The sequence below is a fragment of the Marinithermofilum abyssi genome, from assembly GCF_014641195.1.
Lineage (GTDB): Bacteria > Bacillota > Bacilli > Thermoactinomycetales > DSM-45169 > Marinithermofilum > Marinithermofilum abyssi.
On the sequence record NZ_BMHQ01000009.1, the window covers coordinates 18813 to 32610 of the forward strand.

Genomic DNA, 13798 nt, shown 5'->3' on the forward strand with positions numbered 1-13798 from the left:
AGTGGATCCTCTCTTTTGGCTGGGGTTTGCCTTGGCTGCTTCCCCCGGCCCCGACTTTCTGTTGATCGCTTTGCTGCAACAGTCTGTTACCCTGTTCTCCTTCATCCGGGTGGCAGGCGCGCTCTGTATTTGGTGTACCTCGGACTCAGAAGTCTGAGAGGAAAATGGAAAGCTGGTTTTCGATCCTTTTTCTATCCCATCCCCTATCCTCAATGAATACGATATACATCCCGTGAAGATTGTGAAACGCATAGAACATAACATAACATCGATCTTGTTACGTTATAAATCCTTTCTTCGTTCCCCGCTGTACTCGAGAAGGAGAGGGCTTTTAATGAAACTGAAAGGAAAGACCGTATTGGTGACAGGAGGGAGCCGGGGATTGGGCGCCTCTATCTGCAAGGCTTTTGCTTCCGAAGGTGCATCCGTTGTCGTCAACTACCGAGAAAGCAAGGATGAGGCTAAGGCGGTGGTGGATACTATCGCTTCATCTGGAGGAAGGGCGATGGCCATCCAGGCTGACGTCCGGGACGGAGAAGCGGTGCGACGGATGGTGGAGGAGATAGGACGGGAGTGGGGACCCGTGGATATCCTAGTCAACAACGCCTTGTACCGGTATGAGTTTGATCCTGATAACCGATCCCGGACGGATACCCTGACCTGGAAGGAAATGCAAAACCAGCTGGACGGAACGCTAAAAGGCGCCTTTCACTGCGTACAAGCTGTGATTGGAAGGATGAAGGAACAGCAATTTGGTCGGATCATCAATATTGGAACCAATCTGGTCAATCACCCAGTAGTCCCCTATCACGACTACACCACGGCCAAAGCGGCCCTGATGGGCTTCACCCGCACCTTGGCATCAGAACTAGGCAGTTACAATATCACGGTGAACACGGTGGCCGCAGGCTTACTGGACCGAACCCGGGCTAGCCGGAAAACCTCCGACGAGGTCTTCGAAATTATCCGCTCTTCCAGACCCCTCCGGCGGGTCACCCAACCACACGATGTGGCTGGCGCAGTATTGTTCTTCGCCTCGGAATGGGCGAGACAGATCACCGGACAATATCTGATCGTGGATGGTGGGTTGGTAATGAACTGACAGATGGGTATATAAGGGGTCACCGTACCGAAAAAAGAAAATTGTACGCTAAGGAAAAAATCCGTTCCTTAAAAATTTGGAACGGATTTTTTCGTGCTGGTAAGCAAAAGTATTCTTTTTTAATAGTTACGCACTACTTAATTGGGGATTTTAAACTGATCTTCCTTGTTATATCGTAACATACATAAACAGCACTATGTGTTTGAATGAATCTGTTTTTGATTGCTCACCGTCAAAAAACAGTAACAAATTATATACACTATGAACTTCCTAATGTAAACGGATTCTTGTACACTAGATGAGGATGTTTGTTTACTGTTGTTATAACTCAACACAATCAGGGGGTGGAGGGATGTTACCCAACGAAAGGCGCCAGCAGATCCGGGAATTCATCCAAGAGCACCGGTCGGTTCGTATCAGTGATTTGAGTGAACAATTCCAAGTATCAGAGATGACCATTCACCGAGATCTCAAAGCGCTGATTGAAGAAGGTGTTGTAACCAAGACCTATGGTGGCGTGGAATGGAAGGCTTCGGTTGATCCCGTTACCAGTAGTTGTGTCTTGTGCGGCCGAGCGGGAGAGCAGCGTCTGGCGTATCGATTGGTTTGGGCTAATCATCGGGTAGAAACGGCATGCTGTCCCCATTGCGGCTTGTTACGTCATCACCAAGTGCAGGAGCAAGTGATACAAGCTCTCTGTCAGGATTTCTTTACCAATACCACTGTCAGTGCCAATGCTGCCTGGTATGTGTTGGATTCCCACGTCAGTGTCGGGTGCTGTCAACCACAGGTTCTGAGCTTTCAACACAAAGAGACCGCAGAGCGATTTGTCAAAGGATTCGGTGGTAAGCTTTTCCCACTAGTAGAGGCCATGGATTTCCTTCAACAGCAGATGAAGCAAGATGCATGTTCTGGGTGTCATTCTAACACGAAGGAGGAATTGTAATGAAAAGACTGTTTCTTGGGCTTTTAGTCGGTATGGTACTCCTCACAGGAACAGCTTGTTCTTCCGATTCCAACCATAAGCACCACAAAAATCATGAAAACCACGAGCATCATTAAAGGTCAGAGGTGTAAATAATGCAAGCGACATTGGAACCACAACAACGAAATGCTGAGGAAAACGATGCTTCGAAATTTTACCAAACCATCTGGCGGTGGCATTTCTATGCTGGGTTGATTTTTGCTCCTTTCTTTATCCTACTGGCGATCAGCGGGAGTGTCTATCTATTTAAGCCCCAGATCGAATCCTGGTTATATAAGGATTACTACTACGTTTCCGCCGGTGAGAAAAGACTGGCACCTTCGGAACAGATGAAGAGGGTAACCCAACAATATCCCAAATCGCAAGTAACAAGCTTTACAGAAGGAATCGCATCCAACCGTTCGACTGAAATTGGAATAATGAACGGTGGACAGATGTCTAAGGTGTACGTCAACCCCTACAACGGAAAGGTGTTAGGGAAAATCAATGATGATGACCGATTGCTGGAAAAAATGAAATCCATTCATAACGGTGAGTTATGGGGAGGCACCTTCGGCAATCGGATTGTCGAGTTGGCCGCTTGCTGGGCTTTCATCCTGGTTTTAACCGGTATGTATTTGTGGTGGCCGCGGAATCGAAAATCTTGGTGGGGAACGTTCCTTCCCAGACTGAAAAAAGGGAAACGCATCTTCTGGCGGGATATGCATGCGGTCCCCGCATTTTGGCTATCGGCTCTCCTAATTATCTTCATTTTTACCGGCCTTCCGTGGTCTGGAGTATGGGGAGAAATGGTCAATAAAGCAGCTACAGCCACCCATACCGGATATCCCGCTTTTGCTTTTTCCTTCGGACCCAAACCGGAATCCACCGTTCCAAAAACCAAGGATGTTGCCAAAGATGTCGCCTGGGCAGCGGAAAATATGCCAGTTCCCAAATCTTCATCCAGCTCGATTAAACCCTTGTCGTTGAATAAAGTAGCAGCCATTGCAAAATCCAAACAACTGGAACCTGGCTATACCATTTATCTGCCGGAAGGGAAAAAAGGGGTGTACACCCTTTCCACCAATCCGGATCGCCCACAAAAACAGGCAACGCTCCATGTGGACCAATACAGTGGCAAAACGTTGGCCGATTTGCGATTCAATGATTACGGTCCCGTTGCCAAAGCGATCTCGATTGGCATCGCCCTGCACCAAGGCACCTATTTCGGGTTGGCTAATCAGATCATGGGTGTGTTGGCCTGCCTCGGTTTGATTGGCCTGGTTGCCACTGGTGTCACCATGTGGTGGAAACGTCGGCCGCAAGGTAAACTGGGAGCCCCACAGAAAACTCCAACTGCCCAGACCATGAAATCGGGAACCGTCATCCTGATGATCCTTGGAATCTTCTTCCCGCTGGTCGGGCTCTCTCTGATCATCGTGTTGCTCTTGGATTGGCTAATCATTCGAAGGATCCCGTCGTTAAAGCAATGGGCAAGTTAATCGGACATCACTGCCCGAAGAGGGTTAACCTGCGTGAGTTACTTTGTTTCAAATTCCTGTCTACTTGAAGATAAAAGCAGCCCTGTTAATAGGGGCTGCTTTGAGTTATCTATTAAAAAGTGGAGGTAGCACAGCTCACTTTTGCCGCCACTCCTTTAATTCTGTTGTGTCTGGAGAGCGCGATGTTTTACATGTTCCCGGATAAAGAAGACCAGGGTGAAGATCATCCCTATAAATACACAATCGAGAAATCCAACCATTACCAGAGGATTTTCATTAGCGACCATGACACCCAGCATGGGTCCCATCAAACCACCCATGATTCTAGCCAACATTCCATCTAGGGCTGCGACCATATGTACGGGCCTTCCTGTGAGATAACCCAATCCAATTCCGAGGATAACGGAAACCATCGTTGGCCAAGTCATCTGTTTAAAGATAATTCCAAGAATAGTACCTATCAGTGTGCTACCCATCATGGCCGCCCCCATGGAAAGTACCATCCCCTGCATCGGGGAAAAGACACGCTTATGTCGATTGATAAGAATGTATAGATAGGTGATGCAAGCTAATACGAGGATACAACTGCTGATATACACAACCACCGGCAACACCCATTTCCTTTTGTTTTCCAACTATATTCCAGGAAGAAAGGGGCTTATTCCCGCCGTCAAGAAAAAGCCTTTTCAATCGCCCCAGCTCTTTGGCGGAAGGTTTCGCATAACGTCGGGTAACATTAATATCTGCGTGTCCTGCTAGCTCTGCAACGGTCCCAGCCCCAACGAGCTCTCGGCAATAGGTATGGCGAAGCTGGTGAGGATGAACGCCGAATTTCTCCAACACCCGTTGCACTGAGTAGGGATTACTTTTATTCCTTGGACTCCGAAATGCTGTCCACTGCTTTTCTTAAATCATGCTCACTTGGGGTAATGTATCTACGGGTCGTCTCCAAGCTTTCATGCCCTGCCAATTGCGCTACCACTTGCAGGGGTTGGCCGGCATCGATTAGGTTTCGGCAAAAGGAATGACGAAGGGAATGGGCTGAATAGTACGCCAACCCCAGCTGATCAAGGAACTTACGAATCAGATAATGCACCCCTTGGCGGGTCATCCGCTTCTTCCCCCGCTCAGATAGCAGCCACGCAGGAGAATCGGTCTCCCCTCTCACCTTCCCCCATTCTTCCATTGCCCGTTTAAGGTCGGGATTCATCAGCGCTACCCGATACTTCCCGCCTTTCCCCGATCGCACCACCAAGGTGCTACGCTCCAGACTGACGTCCTCTGCATCCAAGTCAACCACTTCGGAAATCCGGAGACCGGCTTGGAGCATTAACTGAACCATGGCCAGGTTGCGGGTTCGCTTCCATGGGTTAGTTTCTTTTCTTACCAGGTGCAGAAACCGGGCTTGCTGCGGCCGGGTTAACCACCGCGGCGTCTGTCACAAGGAAGAGGCCCGCCGGATCCGGACGGGATCGGTGGGGTTCAGAGTGAAGTGTCCGGCTTGGGTTAGGAAACTCCAATAGGTCTTCATCGCGGCAATCCGTTTGTTGATCGTCGACGGGGCCAACCGCACCACGGTTTGCATATGGCCGATCCAATCGTGGAGATCCCGGGCGGTCACCTGATCGGGATCAAAGGGCTTACCGGTACTTGTTTCCCACCAACGAGCGAGGATTTTTACTACACGAAGGTATTCCTGTAGGGTTAATTCCCCTTTGCCTTTTTCCTGCAGCCAGGCCTGAAAGGGTTGTATGTACATCGCACCTCTCCCCTCCCCCATCTTGGAATAAAATTTTGTTTTCCTTCTCAGCTGTTCATGCCTCCTTTCCCTCTTCGTATTCTGTAAAAGCTGAAACCCCCTTGAAATCTACGTATTCTATAAAGAAAAAACAGCCTTTTTGGGCTGTTTACTTTACAGAATGCATATTCGGTAAAGTTAATAGGTATTAAAAAGCCACTCTCTTCCAGAGTGGCCCTAAATTCCGTGAATCGTTACCGGCATGGGTTAAAAATCCATGTATCCCAAGAGGAGGTTCATGCCGACGATGGTGAGGGCCAGCACAATTATCAATGTAAATAACAAAAAAGTGAACCGAAAGAACAATTGCTTTAAGAAATTCATCCACCATCCCCTCCAAAGATAAAAAATTAATGACTTCAGTGCTGTCTCAAGTCATTTTAACATTCACTGTGCGCAAAGCATTTTCCAGTTTCTTCACAGACTGCTCCTCGTGGTAAGGGTATTTTTATAGACTTTGTCAACAGCCTCGGCATTCATTTGTAAAAAAGACCGCAATCCAGCAAAGGAGCGGTCACGCAGTGCATGTAAACGCATCCATTGGGCGGCAAACTCCTTCTTCTCCCCGAAAACCGGTTGCACCTACCCCGTAGAAAAGGATATAGTGGTGCAGTTGAGATATTTGTTCGGTTGACTGGGAAGGAGAGGTACTCACATGATCAAGCTGATTGTCAGCGATCTGGACGGAACCCTGTTGGATGAAGGACAAAAGGTACGTCCCACCGACCAGGAAGCCCTCCACCGTGCCGTAGATCAAGGCGTGGAGATCTGTCTCGCCTCCGGCCGGATGCAGGAAGAGTTCACCCGCGTCATGGATGAGACGGGACTCACTTGCCACGGCGTGAGTCAGAACGGTTCCTTTGTCCATACCAAAGATAACGAGTTGCTGCACCAACAAACCTTCTCGTTGGAAATGGCACGGGACATATATGATACCACGAAAGCGTTTGATTTGTTCCTTATGATCTGTTTTGAACACCAACTGGTGACGCCTCAGGAACATGCCTTTTCCGAATTGATCCGCACCCGTCTGTTCGCTCCCATTGATATTATGAGTGATGTGCGGGAACGGTTCAGCAACGAATGGCTCCCTTGCAAATTCAGTTATTTCGGTGAGCTGAGTGTACTCAAAGAACTGAAGGCGACCTTGGAAAACAACGCCAGCCTAGCTCCTCACATCGATGCTTTCATCTCCGACAAGGATTGTCTGGATGTGATGCCGGTCGGTGTCTCCAAAGGAACGGGCTTAAAGGCCTTGGTACAGCATCTCGGCATCCAGCCGGATGAAGTGCTTTGCGTTGGCGATGCTTTCAACGATGTATCCATGTTTGAGGCCTTCCCCTCCTACAGCTGCGCCATGGCTCACAGCCCGGAAGGCGTGCGTACCAAGGCCCGCTACACAGTGGGTTCGGTCGCGGAAGCGGTAGAGATAGGGTTAAAAGGTTAATGGGGAATGGGTAGTACACCCTTGTTCCATAAGCAAAACTCCTGCCATCTGATAAGATCCCCTTTGAGTGGACCGTAAGAAGCAAGCCCCTTACTGTTCACTTGGAGGGGATATTTCTAGATGAACCAAAATCATATTTTAAGAAATCACCAGCTAATTACTTTGCTTATAGATCTTTTGTACCCGTACGGCATATGGATACTTTCCATTTTCGATATATCTAGCCACTTATAATCCATGTGTTCATCGCTTATTACAATTTGTGGTCTACCCAAACATTCACAAAGATAAGTAACTATAAAAACATTTCTATCCGAAAACACTTTATAAACCCATACATCTACTAATTTCTTAACCGAGCAAAAGATATTCAATTCTTCTTTAATCTCTCGTATTACACATTGTTCAGGAGTTTCATCGGGCTCTAGTCTCCCACCAGGTAGCTCCCATTCATTTCTTTCATTTTTTAACAACAACACCTTATTGTCGTAGATAATGATCCCTTTTATTGATATAGGCAAATTCAACTTTCCTCCCCCTTAGTGAATCAGTTTCTAGCAACATTTCGAATCTTCCTTGAGGGTAAATCTCGGGGTTGTATGCTTGACGTTTTTTCCATATCGCAAATAGGATTCGTAACCATCGCCAAACTCCACCACCACGGGCACGATCGACGCTTTTGGGATTCATGAAAAATACACCGTGTAGCCTAGCGCGTGAAGATATTGCATAAGAGGTTTCCGTTGAAATCGTTACATGATGGAGGTCAGGGGCAAGAGATTGAATCTCAAGGATGAGCTGGTCCAACCGGCCATAAAAGAGGGATGTGAATGGAGCCCTTCTGCACAGTCATCAATGGATTCCCGTACACATCCCATCCATACCACAAACTACTGCAAAGATACAACACATTTTCAGTATGTCGAGAAAAGGACACTGTGGACCATGCGTGTATGGAAAGCTTCTTTGGACATTTAAGTCCGAGTGGTAGCTCTCTATTCCGAGAAAAAGAAGAAACAGTGGATCGTATCATCCATTACTGCAACTACGAACGCTTCCAGAAACGTCTCAACCATCTGAGTCCAGTGAGCCGCTTGAATTATTTGTCTACTGGGCAGGGGTAAGACTTCATTATCAACCGGTTTTCACTATTTCCCGGCTGCCCGGTTTTACCGCCGGAATCCCTTCCTTACAGAGAGGGCACTCCTTTGGCGCATAGCTCTCGATCTTCAGTTCCAGCAGGGAACGAAAAGGCACGTCAAAGGGATTGCCGCCGCCGCTCCGATCCACGATGGAACCGACTCCAACCAGAGTGGCTCCCGCTTCCTTCGCCAGCCGGATTACTTCGTTGACGGAGCCGCCGGTGGTGACCACATCTTCAATAATCACCACCCGTTCACCGGGTTGCACCGAGAAACCGCGGCGGATGGTCATCTCTCCTTCCTTCCGTTCGGTAAAGATGCAGCGGACACCGAGAGCGCGGGCAGTCTCGTGAGCGATGATCACTCCGCCCAGAGCGGGGCCCACCACCACATCCACCGCTTCCCCGTGAAACAACGCAGCCAGGGCTTTCCCGGCTTCTTCTGCTTCCTCCGGATGTTGCAACAACTGGGCGCATTGCATATATTGCCGGCTGTGACGGCCGGAGGAAAGAAGAAAGTGGCCTTGTTTCAACACATCTCTTCTCTTCAGCGCTTCTTCCACATTCCACGTTTCGCTCATTTATTCCACCTCTGCCTCGATGATTTCCTGGATGATCGCTTGATAGGCACTGACCGGATCTGGAGCCTGAGTGACCGGACGGCCCACTACCAGGTAGTCTGCGCCGTTGGCAATGGCTTGGGCGGGAGTCATGACCCGCTTTTGATCTCCGACGGCGGCTCCTTTGGGACGGATGCCGGGGGTCACCGTGAGGAAGCCGCCTGACGTCGCTTGTTTAATCTCCCCCGCCTCCTCTCCGGAGCAAACCACTCCGTCCACCCCGCTGGCTTGGGCCAGTCGGGCATAGCGGAGGACACTTTCTTTCACGGTGCCGGGGATTCCGATCTCTTCGTTCAACATCCTTTGATCGGTGCTGGTCAACTGTGTCACCGCGAGCAGACGGGGACGTTTCTCCCCCGCCTGCTCTGCTGCTTCTCTCGCCGATTCCATCATCCGGCTCCCTCCGCCGGCATGGAGGGTCACCAGATCAACGCCGAGACGGCTGATGGATTGCACAGCTCCCTTCACCGTATTGGGAATGTCGTGGAGTTTAAGGTCGAGGAAGACGGGAAAACCGCGTTCTTTCAGAGAAACTACCCATGACGGCCCCGTCGCGTAAAACAACTGCATACCCACTTTGACAAAGGGTTTGGCGCCTTCTCGATCCTTCCACCGCTCTAAGAAGGCTTCTGCAGGCTCCTTCCCGGGAAAATCCAGGGCGACAATCACCCGCTGGCGAGCCGTTTCTTGATTTTCTTTTTCCATAGGCGCTTTGGATATCTTCATCCCGTCTCCTCCCTCCTTGATCATGCAAATTAACTGTCTTTCAGCGGATTTCGTTATCCCTTCTTGCTTTGTTGCGAGAAATGCCGTTTTCATGGACCCACCCTCCGGCTCCAAACAAGGTTGAACTTCCTTCATGCTTTGGATAAGACCGCTTCTTGCTCCTTTTTTTCCTGTTGCTGAATCGGCTGACCGATCGGCTCCGCTGTGAGATAGATCGACTCCAGCGTGGTCAAAAGCGCCGCCACCGTATCCAGCGAGGTAAGACAGGCAATCCCGTGCTCTACGGCTTCCCTCCGGATGCGGAAACCATCCCTGGCCGGCGTTTTCCCCCGGGTCCAAGTGTTGACCACCAGATCGGCTTTGCCTACCCGAATCAGATCCAGAATATGGGGCGATCCTTCTTTCAGCTTGTTGACCCGAATTACCGGCAGCCCGGCGGCTTCCAGTGTGTCTGCCGTACCGCTGGTAGAGACAATCCGATAACCCAACTGGTGGAATCGGCGGCAGAGATCCACGGCTTCTTCTTTATCCTTATCGCTGATCGTAGCCACTACCGTCCCGAAGCGGGGCAGCGAAACGCCCGCCGCCAGCAGGCCTTTGTAGACCGCCCGGTCATAATCCCGGTCGCGTCCCATCACTTCCCCGGTAGATTTCATCTCGGGGCCCAGGGTGACATCGACCCGACGCAGTTTGGCAAAGGAGAAGACCGGCACCTTGACGGCCACTTCCGGGCCCTCCGGCCACAAACCTCCGTCAAATCCCTGTTCCGTCAAACTTTCTCCCAGCATGATCCGGGTGGCCGTTCTGGCCATGGGAACCCCGGTCACTTTGCTCAAGAAGGGCACCGTGCGGGAAGCCCGCGGGTTGACTTCCAGGACGTAGATTTCGTCTTGATGCAAAACAAACTGGATATTGATCAATCCGCGGATGTTCAGAGCGCGGGCGATTTCTTCCGTCATCGTCACCAACCGATCCTTCTGCTCTTGTGTCAGAGACTGCGGCGGATAGACGGCGATGGAATCACCGGAGTGTACCCCCGCCCGTTCCACATGCTCCATAATGCCGGGGATCAATACCCGCTCCCCATCGGAGATTGCATCCACTTCGATCTCTTTCCCCCGCAGATACCGGTCGATTAGGACGGGGTGCTGGGGATTCACTTTGACGGCGGCATCCATGTACGAACGGAGCTCCTCTTCGCTGTAGACGATCTCCATCGCCCGCCCTCCCAAGACATAGGAAGGTCGAACCAATACCGGGAAGCCCAGACTTTTGGCCTCTTCCGCCGCTTCCTCCACCGACGTGACAGCCACACCCGGCGGCTGGGGAATATTCACCTCTGCCAACAGATGCTCAAATTTTTTCCGATCCTCGGCACGGTCGATCTGTTCCAAGGAGGTCCCTAAGATCGGGATGCCTTCCTCTTTCAAATCCCGGGCCAGATTAAGCGCCGTCTGTCCACCGAACTGGACGATGACACCCACAGAATTTTCCTTTTCGATGACATGGAGCACATCCTCAAGATACAGCGGTTCAAAGTAAAGCCGGTCGGAGATGTTGAAGTCCGTGGATACCGTTTCCGGGTTGTTATTGATAATGACCGCTTCCAGCCCGGCAGACCGGATCGCCTGGATGGCATGAACCGTCGCATAGTCAAACTCCACTCCCTGCCCGATCCGGATCGGACCCGATCCCAGAACGACCACGGTCGGCCGGTCGCTTTTCTCCACTTCATCTTCGGATTCGAAAGTGGAGTAGTAGTAAGGAGTGGCCGCTTCAAATTCGGCAGCGCAGGTATCCACCATCTTGTATACCGGACAGAGGTTGTTCTGTTGACGGAGTTGCCGGACTCCCGCTTCGGTTTGACCCGACCAGCGGGCGATGGCACTGTCCGTGAAGCCCATGCGCTTCGCCAGTTGAAGCCGTTCCGGTGTCAGCTCTGCTCCGTTCAGTTCTTGTTCCATCGCCACGATCTTCCGTATTTTGTCCAGGAAGAAGCGGTCGATTTTGCTCAACCAATGGGCATCTTCCAAGGACAAGCCCCGTCGGAACCATTCAGCCAGAAGGAAAAGGCGTTCGTCATCCGGTGTTTCCAGACGGGTTTCCAACTCCTCCTGGGTCAGCTCCCGCGCTTCGCTCAGCTCAATATGATCCAATCCGATCTCCAGAGAGCGCACCGCTTTCAAGAGGGATTCCTCCAGCGTCCGGCCGATGGCCATCACTTCGCCGGTCGCTTTCATCTGGGTGCCCAGTTTGCGGTTGGCCGTAGTGAATTTGTCAAAGGGCCAGCGGGGGATTTTGCTTACCACATAATCCAGTGCCGGTTCGAAGCAGGCATAGGTTTGTCCTGTAACCGGATTGCGCAGTTCGTCCAAGGTGTAACCGATGGCGATTTTGGCGGCAATCCGGGCGATGGGGTATCCGGTAGCCTTGGAAGCAAGGGCACTGGAACGACTCACCCGGGGGTTGACTTCGATGACATAGTATTGGAAGCTGTCCGGATCCAAGGCGAACTGTACGTTGCATCCGCCCCGAATATCCAGGGACTCGATGATATGGAGAGCAGAGGTGCGCAGCATCTGATACTCCCGGTCCGACAGCGTTTGACTCGGGGCAAACACGATGCTGTCCCCGGTGTGTACCCCGACGGGATCCAAGTTTTCCATGTTGCAGACCACGATGGCATTGCCCAGGGAATCCCGCATCACTTCATACTCGATCTCTTTCATGCCGGCAATGCTTTTTTCAATAAGACATTGGCGGATCGGACTGTAACGAAGGCCATTTTCCACCGTTTCCCGGAGTTCCGCCTCGTCTTTGGCGATACCGCCGCCGGTTCCGCCCAGCGTGTACGCCGGACGCACAATGACCGGGTATCTGGTTTTCTCTGCGAAGGCAACGGCTTCCTCCACTTCTTGGACGATGGTGCTTTCCGGGATCGGTTCGCCGATCTCTTTCATCAAGGAGCGGAACTGCTCCCGGTCTTCCGCGCAGGTGATCGCCCGCAGATCGGTACCGAGGAGACGTACGCCCTCCCGTTCCAACACACCCGCTTCCGCCAGTTCCACAGCCAGGTTGAGCCCGGTCTGACCGCCCAGGGTGGGCAGCAATCCATCCGGCCGTTCTTTCCGAATCACTTGGGTGACAAACTCCGGTGTCATCGGTTCGATATACACTTTATCTGCCATGTCGGTATCCGTCATAATGGTGGCCGGGTTGCTGTTGATCAGGATCACCTCGATCCCTTCTTCCCGGAGGGACTGACAAGCCTGGGTACCCGCATAGTCGAACTCTGCGGCCTGTCCGATGACGATGGGACCGGAACCGATGACCAGGATCTTTTTGAGTGCGGTGTCTTTAGGCATGCATCTTCTCCTCCTTGTTGGGTCGGGAATGGTTCTCCATCATCTCGATAAACCGGTCAAACAGATACTCCGAATCGTGTGGACCGGGAGAAGCCTCTGGATGATACTGCACAGAGAAGGCCGGATATTTCACATGGGCCAGCCCTTCACAGGTTCCGTCGTTCAACGCCATGTGGGTCATCGTGAGCGATGTCCCGGGGAGGGAATCCACGCTAACGGCATATCCGTGGTTTTGTGAGGTGATGTAGGTGCGGCCGGAGGCCAACTCTTTCACCGGGTGGTTGCTTCCCCGATGACCGAATTTCATTTTCTCCGTATCCGCACCGCAGGCGAGAGCAAACAGCTGGTGCCCGAGACAGATGCCGAACAGCGGCACTTCCCCCAGCAGGGATTCCACCGTCTTTACCGCTTCCGGCACATCTTTGGGATCTCCCGGTCCGTTGGAAAGAAGGACGCCATCCGGGCGCAGCCGGCGGATCTCGTCAATGGAGGTATCATGAGGCACGACGACCACTTCACAGCCCCGTTTGACCAGCTCCCGTTCCAGCCCGTATTTGGCTCCAAAGTCCATCAATACCACTCGTTTGCCATAGCTGGGCAGGGTATAGATGCTCTTGGTGCTTACCCGGGCTACCTGATCCCGCATCGGCGGCACATCCAACCGTTCCGCCAGCTCCTCCCAGGCAGCCGGACGGGTGGTCAACACGCCCCGCATGGTGCCGTGCAGACGAATCTTGCGGGTCAGGTGGCGGGTGTCGATCCCCGCGATCCCGAGGATGCCTTGTTCGTTGAGCCAATTGGAGACGCTTTGTTCACTGCGCCAGTTGCTGGGCAACTCCGCATGCTCCCGAACAATAAAACCGTGGACAAAGGATTGCTGTGCCTCCATATCGTACCGATTCAACCCGTAATTCCCGATTAAGGGGTAGGTCATGGTGACGATTTGCCCGCAGTAGGAGGGATCTGTCAACACCTCCTGATATCCCGTCATCCCGGTATTGAACACTACTTCACCGATCGTTTCCCCTTCCGCTCCAAAGGAGGTCCCAACCCAGCGGGATCCGTCTTCCAGTAACAGCCGTGCTTCCATATTGCTCCCTCCCTGTGTTCGATCATTGCTTTCGCTCGTACGG

The 13798-nt window shown here is 51.7% G+C and carries 13 protein-coding genes and 1 pseudogene; 5 read left to right on the forward strand and 9 right to left on the reverse strand.

Annotation, left to right across the window (positions count from 1 at the left end; translation table 11 throughout):
* Nucleotide 1: 1 nt before the first annotated feature.
* From IEW70_RS12495 to IEW70_RS12510, 4 genes are all read left to right on the forward strand, one after another.
* Complete coding sequence (locus IEW70_RS12495) at nucleotides 2-157, forward strand: hypothetical protein (protein ID WP_188648264.1); 156 nt, start codon at nucleotides 2-4, stop codon at nucleotides 155-157.
* 177 nt (nucleotides 158-334) lie between these two features.
* Nucleotides 335-1102, forward strand: coding sequence for a 3-oxoacyl-ACP reductase (locus IEW70_RS12500; RefSeq protein WP_188648265.1), 768 nt, complete (start codon nucleotides 335-337; stop codon nucleotides 1100-1102).
* Between the two features lie 352 nt (nucleotides 1103-1454).
* Nucleotides 1455-2048, forward strand: coding sequence for a DeoR family transcriptional regulator (locus tag IEW70_RS12505; RefSeq protein ID WP_188648266.1), 594 nt, complete (start codon nucleotides 1455-1457; stop codon nucleotides 2046-2048).
* Nucleotides 2049-2182: 134 nt separating this feature from the next.
* Complete coding sequence (locus tag IEW70_RS12510; RefSeq protein WP_188648267.1) at nucleotides 2183-3568, forward strand: PepSY-associated TM helix domain-containing protein; 1386 nt, start codon at nucleotides 2183-2185, stop codon at nucleotides 3566-3568.
* A gap of 155 nt (nucleotides 3569-3723) precedes the next feature.
* On the opposite strand, the gene IEW70_RS12515 is transcribed toward IEW70_RS12510, so the two are convergent.
* The 4 genes and pseudogenes from IEW70_RS12515 to IEW70_RS12530 form a co-directional block, all read right to left on the reverse strand.
* A complete protein-coding gene (locus tag IEW70_RS12515) occupies nucleotides 3724-4179 on the reverse strand; it encodes a hypothetical protein (RefSeq protein ID WP_188648415.1) in 456 nt (151 codons plus the stop codon).
* Nucleotides 4097-4420: a tyrosine-type recombinase/integrase gene (locus tag IEW70_RS12520; RefSeq protein ID WP_188648268.1), complete on the reverse strand. Its 324-nt coding sequence runs from the start codon at nucleotides 4418-4420 to the stop codon at nucleotides 4097-4099. Before IEW70_RS12520 ends, IEW70_RS12515 begins: the two co-directional genes overlap by 83 nt.
* Before the next feature lie 16 nt (nucleotides 4421-4436).
* A pseudogene (locus tag IEW70_RS12525) lies at nucleotides 4437-4982 on the reverse strand (tyrosine-type recombinase/integrase); the annotation flags it as partial.
* 24 nt (nucleotides 4983-5006) lie between these two features.
* Nucleotides 5007-5327: a phage integrase N-terminal SAM-like domain-containing protein gene (locus IEW70_RS12530; RefSeq protein WP_188648269.1), complete on the reverse strand. Its 321-nt coding sequence runs from the start codon at nucleotides 5325-5327 to the stop codon at nucleotides 5007-5009.
* Nucleotides 5328-6021: 694 nt separating this feature from the next.
* On the opposite strand from IEW70_RS12530, the gene IEW70_RS12535 reads away from it, so the two are divergent.
* A complete protein-coding gene (locus tag IEW70_RS12535; protein ID WP_188648270.1) occupies nucleotides 6022-6813 on the forward strand; it encodes an HAD family hydrolase in 792 nt (263 codons plus the stop codon).
* A 146-nt stretch (nucleotides 6814-6959) separates the two neighbouring features.
* Here IEW70_RS12535 and IEW70_RS12540 read toward each other — a convergent pair whose 3' ends face one another.
* The 5 genes from IEW70_RS12540 to carA all read right to left on the reverse strand — a co-directional run bounded on the left by IEW70_RS12540 (nucleotide 6960) and on the right by carA (nucleotide 13755).
* On the reverse strand, nucleotides 6960-7340 hold the full coding sequence (locus IEW70_RS12540) for an NUDIX hydrolase (RefSeq protein ID WP_188648271.1): 381 nt from the start codon (nucleotides 7338-7340) through the stop codon (nucleotides 6960-6962).
* 607 nt (nucleotides 7341-7947) lie between these two features.
* Entirely contained in the window at nucleotides 7948-8535 is a 588-nt protein-coding gene (gene pyrE / locus IEW70_RS12545; protein ID WP_188648272.1) for an orotate phosphoribosyltransferase, read from the reverse strand.
* On the reverse strand, nucleotides 8536-9300 hold the full coding sequence (gene pyrF, locus IEW70_RS12550; protein WP_229751969.1) for an orotidine-5'-phosphate decarboxylase: 765 nt from the start codon (nucleotides 9298-9300) through the stop codon (nucleotides 8536-8538).
* Between the two features lie 131 nt (nucleotides 9301-9431).
* Complete coding sequence (gene carB / locus IEW70_RS12555) at nucleotides 9432-12665, reverse strand: carbamoyl-phosphate synthase large subunit (RefSeq protein WP_188648273.1); 3234 nt, start codon at nucleotides 12663-12665, stop codon at nucleotides 9432-9434.
* Complete coding sequence (gene carA / locus IEW70_RS12560) at nucleotides 12658-13755, reverse strand: glutamine-hydrolyzing carbamoyl-phosphate synthase small subunit (RefSeq protein ID WP_188648274.1); 1098 nt, start codon at nucleotides 13753-13755, stop codon at nucleotides 12658-12660. Before carA ends, carB begins: the two co-directional genes overlap by 8 nt.
* Between the last annotated feature and the right edge of the window lie 43 nt (nucleotides 13756-13798).

Coding starts and splice junctions, on each gene's coding strand:
- IEW70_RS12500 (WP_188648265.1), top strand. CDS start 335: ATGAAACTGAAAGGAAAGACCGTATTGGTGACAGGAGGGAGCCGGGGA.
- IEW70_RS12505 (WP_188648266.1), top strand. CDS start 1,455: ATGTTACCCAACGAAAGGCGCCAGCAGATCCGGGAATTCATCCAAGAG.
- IEW70_RS12510 (WP_188648267.1), top strand. CDS start 2,183: ATGCAAGCGACATTGGAACCACAACAACGAAATGCTGAGGAAAACGAT.
- IEW70_RS12530 (WP_188648269.1), bottom strand. CDS start 5,327: ATGTACATACAACCCTTTCAGGCCTGGCTGCAGGAAAAAGGCAAAGGG.
- IEW70_RS12535 (WP_188648270.1), top strand. CDS start 6,022: ATGATCAAGCTGATTGTCAGCGATCTGGACGGAACCCTGTTGGATGAA.
- pyrE (WP_188648272.1), bottom strand. CDS start 8,535: ATGAGCGAAACGTGGAATGTGGAAGAAGCGCTGAAGAGAAGAGATGTG.
- pyrF (WP_229751969.1), bottom strand. CDS start 9,300: ATGAAGATATCCAAAGCGCCTATGGAAAAAGAAAATCAAGAAACGGCT.
- carB (WP_188648273.1), bottom strand. CDS start 12,665: ATGCCTAAAGACACCGCACTCAAAAAGATCCTGGTCATCGGTTCCGGT.
- carA (WP_188648274.1), bottom strand. CDS start 13,755: ATGGAAGCACGGCTGTTACTGGAAGACGGATCCCGCTGGGTTGGGACC.